Genomic DNA, 17,359 nt, shown 5'->3' with positions numbered 1-17,359 from the left:
CTAATATAGCGCTTTTGGCTAAAAAATACAATTATTCAGTGCCAATAATGATGCAAGATATTGTTCAATTAATAGCTATGATTGTTTGAAAAGTATTTTTCTTTCCATGCAAAAGATTGATTCGAATGAGATTGTGGCTTGTATTCTGCCGCAATAAAACCTGTGTAATGACTTTGTTTTAACCATGAAAAAATGGATGAATAATCAATCTGTGCAGTGTCTGGTTCATGTCGCCCTGGGCAATCTGCAAATTGAATATGCCCAATCCAGTCAATATTTTCTTGCAAAGCAGAAAGAACATCTTCGCCCATCATCGCCATATGGTAGCAGTCAAACTGCATTTTTAAAGCAGGGTGTTGCACTGCCTCAAGCATTTCTTGGGCTTGGGCAATATTCTGTACCAGAAAGCGAGGCATGTCTGTTCCATTGATCATTTCAAAAACTGGTTGAATATCGTATTCAGACAACATATGGCATGCCAGTTTGAGGTTGTTTGCTAAAGTGTTTAAACATGGCAGTAAATCTGCATCTTCAGGTTGTTTACCTGCCAATATATTGATGTTTGGAACATTCAGTGCATCGGCATATTCGAGTGCTTGTTCTAAAGCTTGGTGAAACTCAAGTTCTTTACCGGGTACGCCTGCAAGTCCATTACCGCCTTGCATCAAATCTCCGGCAGGTGCGTTGATGAGACAGATATGCAAATCATATTGTTCCAATTGTGCTTGAATTTCTTCAATACTCAATTCATAGGGAAATTGAATTTCTACATGTTGAAAGCCGTGGCAATGTGCCAAAGCAAAGCGTTCAATGAGTGGAACTTCAGTAAAAATCATCGATAGGTTTACTGCGAGTTTAGTCATGGCAATCTTCCGTGCTCTTCTTGGCTTTTATCTTCAATGTAGACGGCAATAGATTATTTTTCAACTTATTTCTGTATGAAGTAAAGCGCCTATATGCCTAAATTTTCTCGACTTGGTGAATGACTGTAGCAAGATCTGCTTCTGCAAAACCCCGGCTTTGGTGGCTGTGCAACTGGTCTAAGGCGCGTTGAGCAACAGGAATGTCTAAACCAAATTGTTGGGCTAATTGAACGGCATTATTGAGATCTTTGGATAAGGTTTGCACTTTCCATTGTACGGGTTCAAAGGTATGACTCGCCATACGTGGCGCAAGAATTTGAAAGGGTTTAGAGTCTGCAAATCCACCAGCTAATGCAGGTGCAAGCAGAGTAGTATCAACATCCGCCTGACCAGCAAGTGCAACGGCTTCCGCAATCAGTGTACTGTTTGCAGCAACGATCAATTGATTACATATTTTGGTTGCTTGTCCTGTGCCCGTTTCCCCCATGCAAGTCACTCTTTGCGAAAGAACGTTATAAACCAAACTCAAGTCTTGGATGGTTTCGCGATGCCCCCCTGCGAAAATCACCAACGTACCATTTTCTGCACCTGCCGTACCACCCGAAACAGGTGAGTCAATCCAAATCACCTGTTTGTTTGCTGCCTGACTTGCAAGTTGTTTGGTGACTACCACAGATAAACTTGAAAAATCCACAATAACTTGTTGAGCGCGTAAGTAAGGTTCAATGTGTTGGTAAACCTGTTGAACGGCTTGGTCATCCGCGAGGCAGGTCAAAATAATGGGGTAGTCTGCAATTTGACCGAACTCTAGAGTATGCGCACCCATATCAATCAGGGGTTCACATGCTGTTGCTGTGCGATTCCATACTGCCACATCAAATCCAGCCTGAATTAATCGAGCTGCCATGCGACTTCCCATCAAGCCCATACCAAGAAATGCAATTTTACTGTTACGATCAAAATTCATCTTATTGTTCCCAAGCCTTGTACAGAAATGTTTTTAAACTATTTATATTGGCGTGGTAAGAATTGTACTTCAGGATTCTTGTCTTTTTTACGCGCAATTTGACTGTTTTTTCCTAGAAGTAATTTTAACTGCCAAATCTTTTCTAAACGTAGCGCTTTTTTAGGCTGGTGCTCCATGGCATCTAAAACACGTTTGGCAGCCATCAAAGCATCAGGAGAGCGTTGTAACATTTCTTCAGCAATGGCTTGGGCTTTTTCTAAGGGTGAGGTGCTTAGATGCGTAACCAAACCAATTTCTTTGGCATAATGTCCATCAAAAATACGTGCAGTCAGTGTAAGCTCTTTGGCTAAATCGATGCCGATTACGCCTTTGATAGAACGTGTAAGCCCCATATCTGGTACAAGCCCCCAACGACTTTCCATGATTGACATTTTAGTCTCTGGATGCGCAATACGAATATCAGCAGCTAAAGCCAGTTGCATTCCCGCACCAAAGCAAAATCCTTCAATGGCGGCGATGACAGGAACAGGCAATTCTTGCCAAATTAGGAATGCTTTTTGGAACAGGCTTTGCCCCGGTTTAATCAATTCCCAAGCTGCAAATGCAGTATTTTTAGGACTATTTAAATCAGCTAAATCAATCCCTGCACTAAATACATTGGCTGCGCCTGTCAAAATCACTACTCGAATGCTGCGATCTTTTTTAATTTTCTCTGCGACTTTGACGAGTTCACGCAGTAAAGCAAAGCTCATGGCGTTGCGTTTATCTGGGCGATTTAATGTAACTGTTGCGATACCATTGTTTTTTTCTATATGTAATAGTGCCATGATCTTGACTCATTTTTCCTTGGTCATCAGCATAGCATGTGGATGGAAGAGTTACATGACAGTACAGTCACAGAAAGTTAAAGCGGAAGTCAATGCTGAATTCTAAGCTTGATTAAGCATCATTTAGATGAACGATATATCTCTACATTTATTCGGCATTAGAAATTCGATAGCAGATGATTTATAGCTACTTGGTAATCATGGGCGACTGATATAGAAATTAATTTACTAAGATTTGCTGCGCCGCAGTTTCGACTTCATGAATCACCAATTGCAAATCATCCAAACGTTGCATCACATCCTGAATGAATGCCTCATCTGCCTTGCGACGTTCTTTGCGTAAGGTTGAGATAAATTGTTCAAAATCACCTGTAACTCTCTGCAATTTTGGTGTGCCAACATAACGGGTCGCACCATATAAACGGTGTAATACATGTTCAAGCTGAGGGAAGTCCTCAAGCTCGATCAGCTGTGAAATTTCATCCAGTTCAGTTGGGAAACTGTCGACCAGCATTTTTAAAAGATCTTGTGCAAGATCCTCTTTGTTGGCTGCGAGGGCAAGACTTTGTTTCCAATCGAGAATGTCTGTATCAAAAGCCTCAATATAAATTGTATTTTCAACAGGTGTTTGATGTTGGATAAATTTATCCGATGTCCAATTGGTTAAGATTTGAATAATTTGTTCGATTTGAATCGGTTTGGTGACATAGTCATCCATGCCAACTTTAAGTAATTTCTGTTTTTCATCTGCTAATGCATGAGCAGTTAAGGCAATAATTGGCATACGCATGCCATCTAAAGTCGATTCTAATGATCGAATCGCTCGTGTGGTATCAATGCCTGACATAACAGGCATTTGAATGTCCATAAAGATTAAATCGAATGGTTTTGAGCCTTGTTCAACAGCTTGCTGAATAATGGTGAGCGCTTCTTGACCACTTTGCGCCTTGGTGGTTTTTACATTCAATTCACCGAGGAGTGCTTCCAGTACAATTAAGTTCGGTAAATGATCATCAACCGCCAAGATATGTAAGTCTTGACCTTTAAAGTCTTTATGTTGTTCTTGTTCAAAGATTGGTTTGTTACTGAGTAGTTGAATCACTGAGCTACGGCTAAGTGGTTGGTATAATGGACGCGCCATATATTCATTTAGCATATTCGGGTCGAGCGACATCTGATAACCATAAACAGCCAGATGTCCTTGATAACGACCACGAATCTCTTTCAATAATGCTTCAGTATCGCCACTGTGATCAACGATTAACCACGTATTTTCAATATTTTTTTCTAAGCTATTTAGACGGCTGAACAAATCTAAAATTGATTGTGCCTCAGTGTGCTGAACTTGATAATTTTCTAAATAGTGTCGTAAAACATTGGCTGTGGCTGGATGTGCCAAGAAGGACACCACATTTAAATCTTTAAATGATGGATGGACTATCTCTTCATTTTCATTGGTCGTCAACATCGCGGTAAACCAGAATGTTGAGCCTTTTTCTGTAGGCGCACGCTCTTGATTATCTTCAAAACCAATCTGACCATGCATCAAGTGAACCAATTGTTTAGAAATTGCCAACCCTAAACCTGTACCACCAAATTGACGAGTAACAGATGCATCACCTTGCGAGAATGATTCAAATAGTTTTTTACGGTCTGTACCACTCAGCCCAATACCACTGTCTTGTACGCTGAAATGTAATAAGCATTGCCCAATATCATCATGTTCCATACGCGCACGAACAATAATTTCACCATCAGGAGTAAATTTAATCGCATTGGAAATTAAATTGGTCAGGACTTGCTTAAAGCGTAAAGCATCACCAATCACATGTTTTGGCACGTTATCGGCAAAATAGAATGCCATTTCAATATGTTTTTGCGCGGCTAATGGCGACAACATATCCATCACATCGAAAATCGCTTCTTCAAGATCGAATGGTGCTGTTTCTAACTCTAATTTACCCGCATCAATTTTAGAAAAATCGAGCACATCATTAATCAATGCCAATAAATGTGCAGAAGATTTTCGAATGGTTTGTAAATACAAACTTTGATCATTGCTCAGATTATCCTGACGTAGCATCAGATGAATGAAACCGTCAATACTGTTCAATGGTGTTCTTAATTCATGGCTGATGTTTGCAAGAAATACGGATTTTGCCTGATTTGAAGAAATTGCCTGATCGCGTGCTTGTTTATAGGTGATGTTTTGAACTTCTAAGGTGTCTAAAGTACGTCTTAAATCATCTTCTGTTTGTTCGGTATGTTCTTTAAGTTCTAAAAAGCTGAAATGCAGTCGTTTAACCACATTGGCAATGTCACGTTGTAACAAACGTAACTCACCTGTACTGTTAATCACCATGTGTTGATCAAGAGTATCGGCATTTAAACGTTGTAATTGCATCCGAATTTCGTACATCGGGGCGATCCAGCGACGTGAATAAAAATTCAAACACAATAAAAGCAAAAGCAATGTCAGTAGCGCAGTCGTAATCAAAACAATCATGACGCGATAATGTGAGATTTCTAAAGGTTGATTATCTAATTCAATCACTAACCACATATTTTGCGCATTATTGATTGGATTGAGTTTGATTCCATAAATATTGTTGTACTTATTATGAATAGGTCCAAAAAATGTTCCTGTTTTAGGTATTTTGGGCCATTCACGCTGATTTTGATAACCGACACTTAAATGATTGACATTGTTTCCATCTAAGATCGCCGCACTGAGCAAATGTTTTTCATTAAATATTTTTTGTAGAATATTTTCAGCTTTGGTGTGCTGTAGTGGACTTTTCTCCATCACTGCGGTGAGTTGTTCCGCGGTGTATTGATAACGGCTCAATATTGCAATGGCTTGAAAGCGTTGTTTAGACTTTGCAGCTGCAGATGTTTCGGAAAGTACAAGCGCTGTTCCGACACATGCCAAAATCATGATCGGCACGAAAATTAACGCGATGAGTTGACCATAAGCGTGATTGAGTTTTAAACGTTTAAAGAGCTTTTTATTGAAATTCGACATGGTTCCAGCAACTCATTGACCATGCGCAAGATATTAACATGCTTTAATGATCCTGCATGACAATATGATTAAAAATCTTGCAAATTACGTTCCAGCTATGCTGTTTTAGAGATAACCTTATCACTTCTAATTCTAAGTCTTGATGTTTTTTTTATATCTATCTAATTTTATTAGATAAACAAATTTTTTCTTGGTTTTAACTGAATTGTTTAGAATGGGGTTTGTTTGATCATTCTCGTAAAAATCAAATGGAAAGATGTGCAGTGACATTTATTTTTTCATACAATATGCCCACCTCAATATAGGTGCAGTCCATGAGTAACACACAACCTGATTTCTTAGCCGACGAATTTTTGTTAGATCACTATGTTGGGAAAACACCATTAGTACGTCTACAGCGTTTGGCAAGTCATACTCAAGCAACAGTATTGGCTAAACTGGAAGGGAATAACCCTGCAGGTTCGGTAAAAGATCGCCCAGCATATAACATGATTATGAAAGCTGAACAACGTGGTCAAATCAAACCAGGCGATACGTTGATCGAAGCGACAAGCGGAAATACAGGGATTGCATTGGCAATGGTGGCTGCCATGCGTGGTTATATAATGAAGTTAATCATGCCGGGGAATTCAAGTCAGGAACGTAAGGACGCAATGCGTGCTTATGGTGCAGAATTGATTGAAGCACCGAATATGGAAGCTGCACGAGATATGGCTCTACAAATGCAAACTGAAGGTTTGGGTTTGGTTCTCAATCAATTTGGTAATCCTGATAATGTCGAAGCGCATTATCTGACCACCGGTCCCGAAATTTGGCAACAAACAGGTGGCAAAATTACCCATTTCGTGAGTTCTATGGGAACTACAGGCACGATTATGGGTATTTCAAAATATTTAAAAGAACAAAATCCAGAGATTCAAATTATTGGTTTGCAGCCTTCTGAAGGTTCAAATATTGCAGGGATTCGTCGTTGGCCTCAAGAATATTTACCGACGATTTTTGATCCAAAGCGTGTTGATCAAATTATGGATATTCCGCAAATTGAAGCGGAAAAAACGGCTCGCCGTTTAGCACGTCAGGAAGGTATTAGCGCAGGAACATCTTCTGGTGGGGCAGTGTGGGCTTCAGTAAAAATTGCAGAAGAAAATCCAGATGCGGTGATTGTATGTATCGTGTGTGATCGTGGTGATCGTTATTTATCTACAGGTTTATTCTCTGTTGAAGATGATGAATAATGGTTTTAAGTCGATCCATGATTTCATGATCACTAGAGAGTAATTGAGTAAGTTATATGCGTCTTCCTGTTTTAGTTTTTGATATTGAAACCCTAACAGATCTCAAATCTGGGGCGCATTTGTATGGATTGGACTTAGCTGAAGATGATTTAGAGCAAGCACTTGCCAAGTTACGCCGTCAAGAATCTGGTATGGATTTTCAACGTTTGGCTTTGCATGAAATTGTCTGCATTTCAGGTTTATGGATTGATGAAAATGGGGCGATGAAGCTCTTTTCATTTAGCCGAGAACATTATACCGAAGCCGAAATTTTACAAAAATTTTTATCTATTTTTGATAAGCGTCATCCGACTTTGGTGAGTTGGAATGGCTCACAGTTTGATTTACCTGTGATTTTATTCCGTTCGATGTATCACGGATTATCTGCACCAAGTTTGTTCGATCAAGGTGAGATTGACACGCAAAAAAGGTATAATAACTACCAGAATCGATACCACAACCGTCATGTTGATTTAATGGATGTGATGGCGATGTTTAATGGGCGTCATTTTCAGAAATTGGATGATGTTGCGCATTTGCTAGGTTATCCCGGCAAACGTGGTATCTCAGGTTATTTTGTCCCTGAATATGTGAAGACCCAGCAATGGCTAAAATTGACCAGTTATTGCGAGGGTGATGTTTTAAATACCTGGTTGATTTATTTGCGTTGGTCCTTGTTAAAAGGACAGATCACTTTGCAAGATCACCGTTTGTGGGTTCAAGCTTCGATTCATTATTTACAAGGACAACCTCAGCAACATGAGTTTTTAAATGTTTGGCGTGAAATGTCACAACTTACTGAATTTACTCAGGCAGATTTTTCCTCCACACCCAATTAGGTATTCTTTTGAAGCATAGAGCCAAACCTCGACCATCTCAACTTCCTCAATATGTTTTTAAAGTTGAACGATTGTCACATGAGGGGCGAGGGATTGCACATTACGGGGCAGAGTTTTCCCACCCAACGGAAAAACAAGGTAAAAAAGTTTTTATTCGCTACGCATTGCCTGGTGAAACCGTTAAAGCTCAAATCACACGTCAGGTTTCAAAACTTGAAGAAGCTGACAGTATTGAATTATTGGGTAAGCCAAACCCTTATCGTATTGAACCCATTTGCCCGCATTTCGGGACTTGTGGTGGATGTAATATGCAACACATTCATCCTGATGAGCAAATTCGCTTAAAACAGGATGTGTTAAAATCCCATCTCAGTCATTTTGCAGGTTTAGAGCCAGCGCAATGGTTGTCACCACTGCGCTCTACACGTGTCGATTATCGTCATAAAGCACGGATTGGTGTACGGTTTTTGCCCAAACAAAATAAATTATTGATGGGCTTTCGGGAAGCTCAAAGCAACCATCTCACTGAAATCCAGACCTGTAAAATCTTAGACCTTCAACTGGATCAAGCCTTACCTGAAATTAAGGCATTACTCCAAAGTCTAAAAGGCAAAAGCAGTATCGGTCATATAGAATTAGCCAAAGGGGATTGTGAAATTTCTTTACTGGTTCGCCATACTGAAAAATTAAAACAGCATGATGTCAACCTATTGCAACAATATGCGTTACAGAAGCAATGGCAGTTGTATTTGCAACCAGCAGGGGTTGAAAGTGTCCATCGGGTCGATGATGTTGATGCAGCGATGTATTTACATTATCGCTTAAATGATTTTGATGTTGATTTTGCGTTTAATCCTACCGATTTTACCCAAGTCAATCCGACAGTAAATCCGCAAATGGTCAAACTGGCATGTGATTTGCTTGAGTTAAAGCAAGGTGAAAAAGTTTTAGATCTTTTTTGTGGATTAGGTAATTTTTCTCTTCCGCTTGCAAAATGTGTGGGTGACACAGGCAAAGTGGTTGCGGTGGAGGGAAGTGAGGCGATGGTGACGCGTGGTACAGAAAACGCACTGAATAATCGTATCAGCAATGTTAAATTCTATTCACAAGATTTAACAAAAGACTTTTCGCATTATTCTTGGGCAAATCAAGGATTTGATGCATTATTGATTGACCCACCTCGTGCGGGAGCTGAGCAGGTTATGCATTATCTCCCTAAATTTGGTGCGAAAAGAATCGTTTATGTATCGTGTAATCCAGCGACTTTAGCGAGGGATGCAGGGATTTTGGTGCAACACGGTTATCAGCTAAAAAAGGCAGGTGTAATGGACATGTTTACACATACTGGACATGTTGAATCCATCGCTTTATTTGAAAAGAAACTAGAGATAAACGATTTATAATGAAATATAGAGTTAGAGGAGTAGGGTATGGTCACAGTACGTGAGCAACTTCCTGATCAGCTCAATGAGCTATCAGAGGAAGCGACTGTAGAGCATGCCGATGAAGCGCAACAAGCTCTAGCAACTTGGCTAGATCGGGTGCGTGGAATTTTAGACGGTGCTGAACTAAAACAGTTAGAAGAAGTTGCACAATTAGTATTACAAAAAGAATTGGCGACCACAGTAAATTCACGAACCAATACCTTTGCTACGGGTATTGGAATGGCAGATATTCTTGCACACTTGCATGTAGATGAAGACACACTGGCAGCAGCAGTACTCTATCGTAGTGTACGTGAAGATCTCACCACTTTAGAGGAAATTCAGCAGCAGTGTGGGGAACAGGTTTACAATCTTGTCAAAGGCACTTTGGCAATGGGTAAACTGTCTGAACTGATTGAAAAAAATAAACGTTTAGAAGACCATTTTAATAACAATCAACGTGAGCATTTGACAGGCATTTATAAGATGCTGATTTCTGTCACAGAAGATGTGCGTGTGGTGTTGATTAAATTGGCTGAACGTACTTTTGCACTTCGTGAATTGGCACATTCTTCTAAAGAACGCCAAGAGCGTGTTGCACGAGAGATTTTAACCATCTACTCTCCATTGGCGCATCGTCTGGGGATTGCTCAGTTAAAGTGGGAGTTGGAAGATCTCGCTTTCCGTTATCTGGCACCTGAACGCTATAAAGAAATTGCCTCATTACTGAATGAAAAGCGTTTAGAACGAGAGCAATATATTCAATTCGTGGTGGAAAAACTTAAAAGTGAACTGGCTGACCATGATATTGAAGCTGAAATATCAGGGCGGGTGAAACATATTTACTCAATTTATCGGAAGATGAAGAGTAAAAATCTAAGCTTTGATCAGCTCTATGATATTCGTGCTTTACGGGTGTTGGTCAAATCGGTTGCTGAGTGTTATCACGCCTTGGGCATCGTTCATCAAATTTGGCGTCATATCCCACATCAATTTGATGACTATATTACCAATCCGAAAGCCAATGGTTATCGCTCATTGCATACGGCGGTAATTGCTGAAAACAAATCTTTGGAAATTCAAATTCGTACCAAAGAAATGCATGAAGAAGCGGAACTTGGGGTATGTTCACATTTCAATTATAAAGAAGGTTCTAAAACGACAGATTATTCATTTAATCATCGTCTACATTCTTTACGTGCGGTATTGGAACATTATCAGGAACGGACTGAAACCAGTGCACATCCAAATGAAGATGAAACTGAAGATTTTGAACAAATCCAAGATTTTGAGGGTTTTGAAAAGATCTATGTCTTCAGCCGTGATGGAGACATTAAAGAGTTACCCCGTGGCTCTACAGTGCTTGATTTTGCCTATCATGTACATACAGAAGTCGGGAACAAGTGCTATGCAGCACGGGTAAATCAACGTTATGTACCATTGACTTATACCTTGAAAACGGGCGAACAGGTTGAGATTTTAACCAAAAAAGACCGTGAGCCAAACCGTGATTGGTTGGTCAATTCATTGGGCTATATCAAGACTGCTCGTGCACGAGATAAACTTCGTCATTGGTTTAGACAACAAGATCGTAGTAAGAACTTGGAAGTTGGACGTGAGTTGTTAAATAAAGAGCTTTCACGTTTAGCGATTCATCCAAAAAGTATTGATCTGAGTGATTACTGCAATCACTTCAATGTGAAATCTGGTGATGATATTTTGGTTTCACTGGTCAGTGGTGATATCAGTCTTCATGCGTTGATTAATCAAGTCAACCGCCATATGCATTTGGATCAGGATGAACCAGAACTTGTACTGAAACCTACATTAAATCCACGCGCAAGCCATACGTTGTCTGCACATGGTATTTTAATTGATGGTTTGGATAATGTTGAATTGCACATTGCGCAATGTTGCCAACCTGTTCATGGTGAGTCGATTGCAGGTTATATCACCTTAAATCGTGGTGTAAGTATTCATAAAGTTGCTTGCCCTGATTATATGCGGATGATCAAGTTAGAACCTGACCGTGCAGTCGAAGCGGATTGGGAAATGCAACCAACGCGTGGGCAAAGTGTTCAAATCGTTGTAGAAGCCTATGATCGTCGTGGTTTACTCAAAGATTTGACTCAAGTGATCTTCTCTGACCAAATCAATATTCGCCAAGTCAATACGATTTCAGAAGCAGATGGTATTGCGAATATGAAATTATTGATTGAGGTCAAAGGCTTGGCGCAATTGTCTCGCTTGCTCGCTCGTTTGGAGCAACAACCAGGTATTATCAGTGCACGCCGTTTGGTTCAAGGGAACTAAACAGGATTGCATTGATTAGACTCACTCATTGAAGCCATAAAAAAACTCGCTAAAATGCGAGTTTTTTTATTTAAAATACCTCATATACTTAAAGATTACATTTTTTTGATTTTTGGTAAATTGAGATATTTTCAACATTGGCTTGAGCATCTGCAAAAAGTTGTGCATCTTTTTGTTCAGCTTCTGATTGATTTGCCACCTTATTGGCAAAACCTCCCGCCTTTGTTGCAACTTCAGAATCCCCACCAAAAGAACTTAAAGCACTACTTGCAAGACTCGCCCATTTACTAATCGTTTTCGTTGCTGCATTACTATTTGAAGAGGTTAATACACGATTTGCATTGGCTTTTTCGACAGCAAGTGCATCACAATCCATATTTTTAAGCTCAGACGTGCTGATTAGAGCAGCCATTGTGAAAGAAGGTACAATAAGTATAATCATTGTTAGCAATATTTTTTTCATTGTTTATTCCATATATACATTGGAAATAAAACTATAAATCAAATTCATCAAAAAAATGATTACAAAGCCGTCATGAACCTTAAAACACAAAACTTTTAATGTGAATATGTTATTATTTTTTAAAAGATTATTTTATTCCTTTTGGTGGAGGTACTCTTGTTTTAGGGCTATGAAATTGTTATTCAGTAAAATAAATAATTCACTTTTTACTTAATAATAAATTGGCAAATCGATTCACAATTTGAGGGCTAATCGCAGAAAGTGTAAACATGACCTTGGTCTTTAATCCCACTGGGCGATGTGTTGCTGTGAAAAGTGTACCTTTGGCTTTCACTTGAGCAAATACCTGTTCTGCAACATCTTGCGGAGAAAGACTAACACCAATATTTTGAATCGCACCAGCATCCATATCCTTGACCATCGCCGTCTGAACAAAGAGTGGCATGACATCAAGTACACGAATGCCATATTTTTGCCATTCGATATCTAAACCTTCTGTAATGCCACGTACCGCAAATTTACTGGCAGAATAAGAAACTAAATCAGCCTGACCATAGATGGCTGATGCTGAAGAAAGGTTGATGACACGAGCAAATTTAGCTTCTTTAAGGTAGGGAAATGCAGCATGGCAACCATTGAGTACGCCATTCACATTGATATCAATCGTTCTCTGATGTGCTTGAATGTCTGTTTTTTCAAAATCACCTGAATAAAGAATGCCCGCATTATTGACTAAAATATTTAAGCCTTGAGCCCACTCAGAAAATTCAGCTAATGCTTTTTGCCATTGTGCATAATCACGAACATCCAATTTTCCAGCTTTGGCGTTATGACCCAATTGATCTGCTAATGCCTGAGCCTGTACTTCATTGATATCATAAATACCAACTTGGTAACCTTGTTGGTAGAATAGACGTGCGATTGCAGCCCCAATGCCTTGTGCTGCTCCACTAATGAATATACTTTGGCTCATTACAACATCCTTCAATTTTATTTTTTAATTGCAAAGAGTTGAACATAAAATATTCGCAACAACAAGCGTTGTACCGTCATTTGTTATTGATCTTAAAGGACATAAAATGGAACAGTTATTAGCCATCATGAAACAGTTACGTACAGAGTGTCCTTGGGATCGTGAACAAACCCCAGAAAGCCTAACTCAATTTGCGATTGAAGAAGCTTATGAAGTCGAAGAGGCTGTGCGTTCTGGAAATATTGATGAGATTAAAAATGAATTGGGGGATTTATTACTCCAAGTCGTTTTTCAGTCACAAATGTACAGTGAACAAGGTGCATTTGATTTTAACGACGTGGTTGATGCAATTTGTCAGAAATTAATTAGACGTCATCCACATGTATTCCAAAAGCAAAAATTTGAAAATTTAACCCCAGAACAAGTATCGTCATTATGGCAAGAAATAAAAAAACAGGAAAAGCAGGGTAAAGTTCAATCCCGATTAGATACGGTAAAACATGGACCAGCGTTGACTCAGGCAGAAAATATTCAAAAAAATGTGGCAAAAGTGGGGTTCGATTTCCCCGATGTTGCGCAAGCTTATGACAAGGTCAGAGAGGAGTTGGCTGAGTTTGAAGAAGCCGTGCAAGCGGGAGAGTCTGAAAAAATTATCGAAGAATTTGGTGATTGTTTATTTTATTTAATCAATGTTGGGCGTAAACTGAATATCTCGAGCGAAATGGCACTTTTAACTACCATTTTTAAATTTAAATCACGCTTTGCTTATATTGAAGAACAAATCAATTCTAAAAACAAAAAAATAGAAGAAGTGACTTTGACTGAAATGGATCAATTATGGGATGAAGCAAAGCAAAAATTACAACATTAGGAACATCATGAGTCGTTTTAAATATGTGATAAATTGTATAGTTAAATTAAATAAATCTGTGTTTTTGAGTGGGTTATACTTAGTTTTATTGGGTATGACCGTGATGTCGCATGCACAGAAATTTGATCAGGCTTATTTAAAATGGAAAGCTGAGCAACAAGCACAAGATGCTCAGTTAAAAAAAGTAGATGACAATTACTATCTTTCACGCCCCAATATCCAGCCTTCCCAAACTCATTTGGGAAGAAAAGGACAGGCTTCTTCAGCACAGGTTCCATCCGCTTCCAGTCCAAAAATAAATTTGAACAGTGCCAATGTCATGCAATTACAGCAGTTAAGTGGGGTTGGTGCAAAGAAAGCACAAGCCATTATTGATTATCGAAATCAGTACGGAAAGTTTAAAAATGTGGAAGAGCTAAAGAATGTCAAAGGGATTGGTCCTTCACTTTATGAGAAAAATCGAAGCCAACTTGGATTATGATGCGTAGAACTGAATTCCTAACGTGGATCAAAGCGTCATTGATCTGACACAAAGTATTGTTAAAAAACATGCAAGCTTAAAATTGAGATCAATCATTTAAGGATCACAATTTCAATGCAAGATTGCGAGAATCAAATTGCCCTTTAGCTGTGTAAGCGATATGATTAGCACAATTATGATTTTTACGTCCTGACGTAGGAGACAGTGTCTTTTGCAAACTTTGCGTGCGTCAAAGTGTGGATTATCCACCGCTCAATTACCTTCTTCCATTTTAGATGTTATTGATTCTTTAACCAAAGCTGGCTATGAGGCTTATATAGTCGGTGGAGGTGTGCGTGATTTAATGCTCGGCTTAAATCCGAAAGACTTCGATGCTGTGACCAATGCAACGCCATCGCAAGTCAAAGAAGTTTTCGGTCGTCGTTGTCGAATTATCGGTCGACGTTTTGAATTGGCACATGTCTATTCTGGTCGTGAATTGATTGAAGTCGCAACATTTCGTGCCCCACCCAAGAAAGCGATCACTTCGGCTCAAGGCATGATTCTGCGTGATAATAACTGGGGAACCATCGAGCAAGATTTTGCACGTCGCGATTTTTCTATCAATGCGATGTATTATCAGCCACGTAAGGGTGAAGTGCTTGATTTTTGTAATGCCATTGATGATATAAAAACCAAAACTTTAAGATTATTGGGTGATCCGACTCTACGTTTTGAAGAAGATCCTGTACGTATGTTGCGTACATTGCGTTTTGCGGCAAAATTAAATTTCAGTATCGATCCTAAAATTTTAAAAATTTTTACCCAAGAGATGACTCAGCTCTTGCGTGATGTTTCTCCACACCGTTTATACGATGAATCACAAAAACTATTCACGATGGGACATTTACATCGTGTCATGCCAATGTTGATCGAGTTTGGTATTTGGAAACAATTATTTGCTGATATTAGCCCTGAAATTACTCAATTTATGGAGCGTGCAGCAAAAAATACTGACCAGCGAATTCAAATTGGCAAAACCATCAATCCTGCTTTTTTCTATGCCGTGTTACTTTGGAACAATTTTTTAGCACGTTGTGATTTTTATCAGGCTAAAGGTGTAGTTGCGGCAGAAGCCCGTGCACAAGCAGGTTTGGATGTTTTAAAACGACAAGCGACGCGGACCATTATCCCTCGATTTGCGGAGACGTTTATCCGTGAGGTTTGGGAAATGCAGACACGTCTGTTAAATCCAAAACCGCAACAAATTGAAGCGCTGTCAGGGCATGCGCGTTTCCGTGCTGGATTTGACTTTTTACTGTTAAGAGAAAAGTCTGGTGATTCGACGACCAACGGTATGGGGGCTTGGTGGGAAGCTTACCAAACCATGTCTAGTGATGAAAAAGAGCGTGCAATCAGTAGTTATAATCGCCAACGAGCTAAAAGCCGTAAAAAGTTAGCTGAATCTCCTGTTGTTGAAGAAGTGAAAACTGTTTCAACCGAGATTGAACCGCTAGTCAAAGAACAAGAGTCACGTAGTCGCCGTTCTCGTCAAAAAGCCAATGCTAGCCATACACCATCTGCAGCATCACATGATTTTAAAAGCAGAAATGACAGCAGAGCAGCAGTCAACAAAGGTGAAATTACAGCGGATCACCCGATCACCAAGCGTAGACGTGTACAACGTGATTTGAGCAAAGTGATCTTTGGACCAACGCAATGATGAATAAAACCTATATTGGTTTAGGCAGTAATTTGGGTGATTCAGAACAGATTTTGCGTGAAGCTGTTGAGCAGTTAAAACAATTGGGTGAGGTGAAGGTTTCCAAGCTTTACCACAGCCCACCCATGGGTCCACAAGATCAACCGCATTACCACAATGCAGTTGCCCAATTGTTAACCCATTTAGCGCCATTAGATTTATTAAATGAGTTGCAACGGATTGAAAATGAATCAGGTCGAGTGCGTTTACGCCATTGGGGTGAGCGGACTTTGGATTTAGATCTTTTGCTTTATGCTGAAAAAAACATTATAAATGAGCGACTCACAGTACCACATGTTGGTATTTTGCAGCGTGATTTTGTGGTGATTCCTTTATTAGACTTGGATACTGAGTTAAAGGTAAACGGACAATCATTACAAAACCTAGAACTTGTGCAACATTCAACATTGACTGTTTTGGCTGATCAAGGTTGGGCAGGCTGAACTGTTGGATGTGCTAAAGAACTCTCATTGATAGAGGATATCGTCATGATCAGTCTAAGTGATTTAAGACAATTTAAAACTCAGGGTCGTAAATTTTCATGCTTGACTTGCTACGATGCAAGTATGGCAAAAGGTATGGAAGTTGCCGAAATTGATACTATTTTAATTGGCGATTCTTTAGGGATGACCATTCAAGGGCATGATTCAACCTTGCCTGTTACGGTCGCGGATATGGCATATCATACTGCCGCTGTACGTCGTGCGAATCAGCATGCCTTTATTTTATGTGACCTCCCATTTATGAGTTATGCAACGCTCAATGATGCTTTAGTGAATGCTAAAACTGTCATGCAAGCAGGCGCGCAAATGGTTAAAATTGAGGGTGGTGCTTGGCTTTCAGAAACTGTACAAGTGCTGACACGAAATGGTATTCCGGTATGTGTACACTTAGGTTTAACACCTCAATCGGTACATGTTTTCGGTGGTTATAAACTTCAGGCAAAAACACGTGAAGCTGCAGATCAATTGATTGCAGACTGTAAAGCTGTGGTTGAAGCTGGTGCGGCAATATTACTGCTCGAATGTGTTCCGGCACAAATGGGTAAAGAAATTGCTGAATTATTCCCACATGTCCCTGTAATTGGTATTGGTGCTGGTGCTGATACAGATGGTCAGGTATTGGTTGTGCAAGATATGTTGGGTTTGACTTTTGGAAAAGTGGCACGTTTTGTACGCAACTTTATGACAGAGCAAACAGGTGAAACAGCAATTGTAGATGCATTCAAAGCATATCATCTTGCTGTGCAAGACAAATCTTTCCCTTCGAAAGAACATACTTTCCAAGTAGAGCTGTAA

15 protein-coding genes are annotated in these 17,359 nt (G+C 39.6%); 9 read left to right on the top strand and 6 right to left on the bottom strand.

The window, feature by feature from the left end; genetic code table 11:
- Positions 1-68: 68 nt before the first annotated feature.
- The 4 genes from TOL5_RS18520 to TOL5_RS18505 all read right to left on the bottom strand — a co-directional run bounded on the left by TOL5_RS18520 (position 69) and on the right by TOL5_RS18505 (position 5,682).
- Positions 69-863 (bottom strand): hydroxypyruvate isomerase family protein, encoded by a 795-nt coding sequence (locus tag TOL5_RS18520; RefSeq protein WP_151780516.1) that lies wholly within the window; start codon positions 861-863, stop codon positions 69-71.
- 97 nt (positions 864-960) lie between these two features.
- Positions 961-1,830 (bottom strand): NAD(P)-dependent oxidoreductase, encoded by an 870-nt coding sequence (locus tag TOL5_RS18515; protein WP_151780515.1) that lies wholly within the window; start codon positions 1,828-1,830, stop codon positions 961-963.
- Between the two features lie 38 nt (positions 1,831-1,868).
- The gene (locus TOL5_RS18510; protein ID WP_005033870.1) at positions 1,869-2,657 is read right to left on the bottom strand and encodes a crotonase/enoyl-CoA hydratase family protein; all 789 of its coding nucleotides are present in this window, start codon (positions 2,655-2,657) and stop codon (positions 1,869-1,871) included.
- A gap of 220 nt (positions 2,658-2,877) precedes the next feature.
- Positions 2,878-5,682 (bottom strand): ATP-binding protein, encoded by a 2,805-nt coding sequence (locus TOL5_RS18505; protein WP_151780514.1) that lies wholly within the window; start codon positions 5,680-5,682, stop codon positions 2,878-2,880.
- 314 nt (positions 5,683-5,996) lie between these two features.
- Here TOL5_RS18505 and cysM point away from each other — a divergent pair, with 314 nt between their 5' ends.
- Genes cysM through TOL5_RS18485 form a run of 4 tightly spaced genes read left to right on the top strand, consistent with a single transcriptional unit; the run spans position 5,997 to position 11,532 of the window.
- The gene (cysM, locus tag TOL5_RS18500; RefSeq protein WP_221260562.1) at positions 5,997-6,917 is read left to right on the top strand and encodes a cysteine synthase CysM; all 921 of its coding nucleotides are present in this window, start codon (positions 5,997-5,999) and stop codon (positions 6,915-6,917) included.
- Positions 6,918-6,973: 56 nt separating this feature from the next.
- Positions 6,974-7,795 (top strand): 3'-5' exonuclease, encoded by an 822-nt coding sequence (locus tag TOL5_RS18495; protein WP_005033866.1) that lies wholly within the window; start codon positions 6,974-6,976, stop codon positions 7,793-7,795.
- Positions 7,796-7,803: 8 nt separating this feature from the next.
- Positions 7,804-9,198 (top strand): 23S rRNA (uracil(1939)-C(5))-methyltransferase RlmD, encoded by a 1,395-nt coding sequence (gene rlmD / locus TOL5_RS18490; protein ID WP_121774712.1) that lies wholly within the window; start codon positions 7,804-7,806, stop codon positions 9,196-9,198.
- A 27-nt stretch (positions 9,199-9,225) separates the two neighbouring features.
- Positions 9,226-11,532 carry a RelA/SpoT family protein gene (locus tag TOL5_RS18485; protein ID WP_004824987.1) on the top strand — a complete coding sequence of 769 codons (2,307 nt, stop codon included), beginning with the start codon at positions 9,226-9,228 and terminating at the stop codon, positions 11,530-11,532.
- Between the two features lie 88 nt (positions 11,533-11,620).
- Here TOL5_RS18485 and TOL5_RS18480 read toward each other — a convergent pair whose 3' ends face one another.
- Positions 11,621-11,995 (bottom strand): hypothetical protein, encoded by a 375-nt coding sequence (locus TOL5_RS18480; RefSeq protein ID WP_151780513.1) that lies wholly within the window; start codon positions 11,993-11,995, stop codon positions 11,621-11,623.
- A 199-nt stretch (positions 11,996-12,194) separates the two neighbouring features.
- Positions 12,195-12,968, bottom strand: a complete 774-nt coding sequence (locus TOL5_RS18475; RefSeq protein WP_151780512.1) for an SDR family oxidoreductase — start codon at positions 12,966-12,968, stop codon at positions 12,195-12,197.
- A 106-nt stretch (positions 12,969-13,074) separates the two neighbouring features.
- Here TOL5_RS18475 and mazG point away from each other — a divergent pair, with 106 nt between their 5' ends.
- The 5 genes from mazG to panB all read left to right on the top strand — a co-directional run bounded on the left by mazG (position 13,075) and on the right by panB (position 17,359).
- Positions 13,075-13,839 carry a nucleoside triphosphate pyrophosphohydrolase gene (gene mazG, locus TOL5_RS18470; protein ID WP_221260560.1) on the top strand — a complete coding sequence of 255 codons (765 nt, stop codon included), beginning with the start codon at positions 13,075-13,077 and terminating at the stop codon, positions 13,837-13,839.
- Between the two features lie 7 nt (positions 13,840-13,846).
- Positions 13,847-14,320, top strand: a complete 474-nt coding sequence (locus TOL5_RS18465) for a ComEA family DNA-binding protein (RefSeq protein ID WP_151780510.1) — start codon at positions 13,847-13,849, stop codon at positions 14,318-14,320.
- Positions 14,321-14,531: 211 nt separating this feature from the next.
- Positions 14,532-16,022, top strand: a complete 1,491-nt coding sequence (gene pcnB / locus TOL5_RS18460; RefSeq protein WP_004824981.1) for a polynucleotide adenylyltransferase PcnB — start codon at positions 14,532-14,534, stop codon at positions 16,020-16,022.
- The gene (gene folK / locus TOL5_RS18455; protein ID WP_009584386.1) at positions 16,019-16,504 is read left to right on the top strand and encodes a 2-amino-4-hydroxy-6-hydroxymethyldihydropteridine diphosphokinase; all 486 of its coding nucleotides are present in this window, start codon (positions 16,019-16,021) and stop codon (positions 16,502-16,504) included. Before pcnB ends, folK begins: the two co-directional genes overlap by 4 nt.
- A gap of 45 nt (positions 16,505-16,549) precedes the next feature.
- Entirely contained in the window at positions 16,550-17,359 is an 810-nt protein-coding gene (gene panB, locus TOL5_RS18450; RefSeq protein WP_058971743.1) for a 3-methyl-2-oxobutanoate hydroxymethyltransferase, read from the top strand.

Origin of the sequence: Acinetobacter sp. Tol 5, assembly GCF_019702905.1 — a bacterium.
GTDB lineage: Bacteria > Pseudomonadota > Gammaproteobacteria > Pseudomonadales > Moraxellaceae > Acinetobacter > Acinetobacter bereziniae.
Note: the sequence above shows the minus strand (reverse complement) of the source record. Positions and strands in the feature narration are given on the sequence as shown.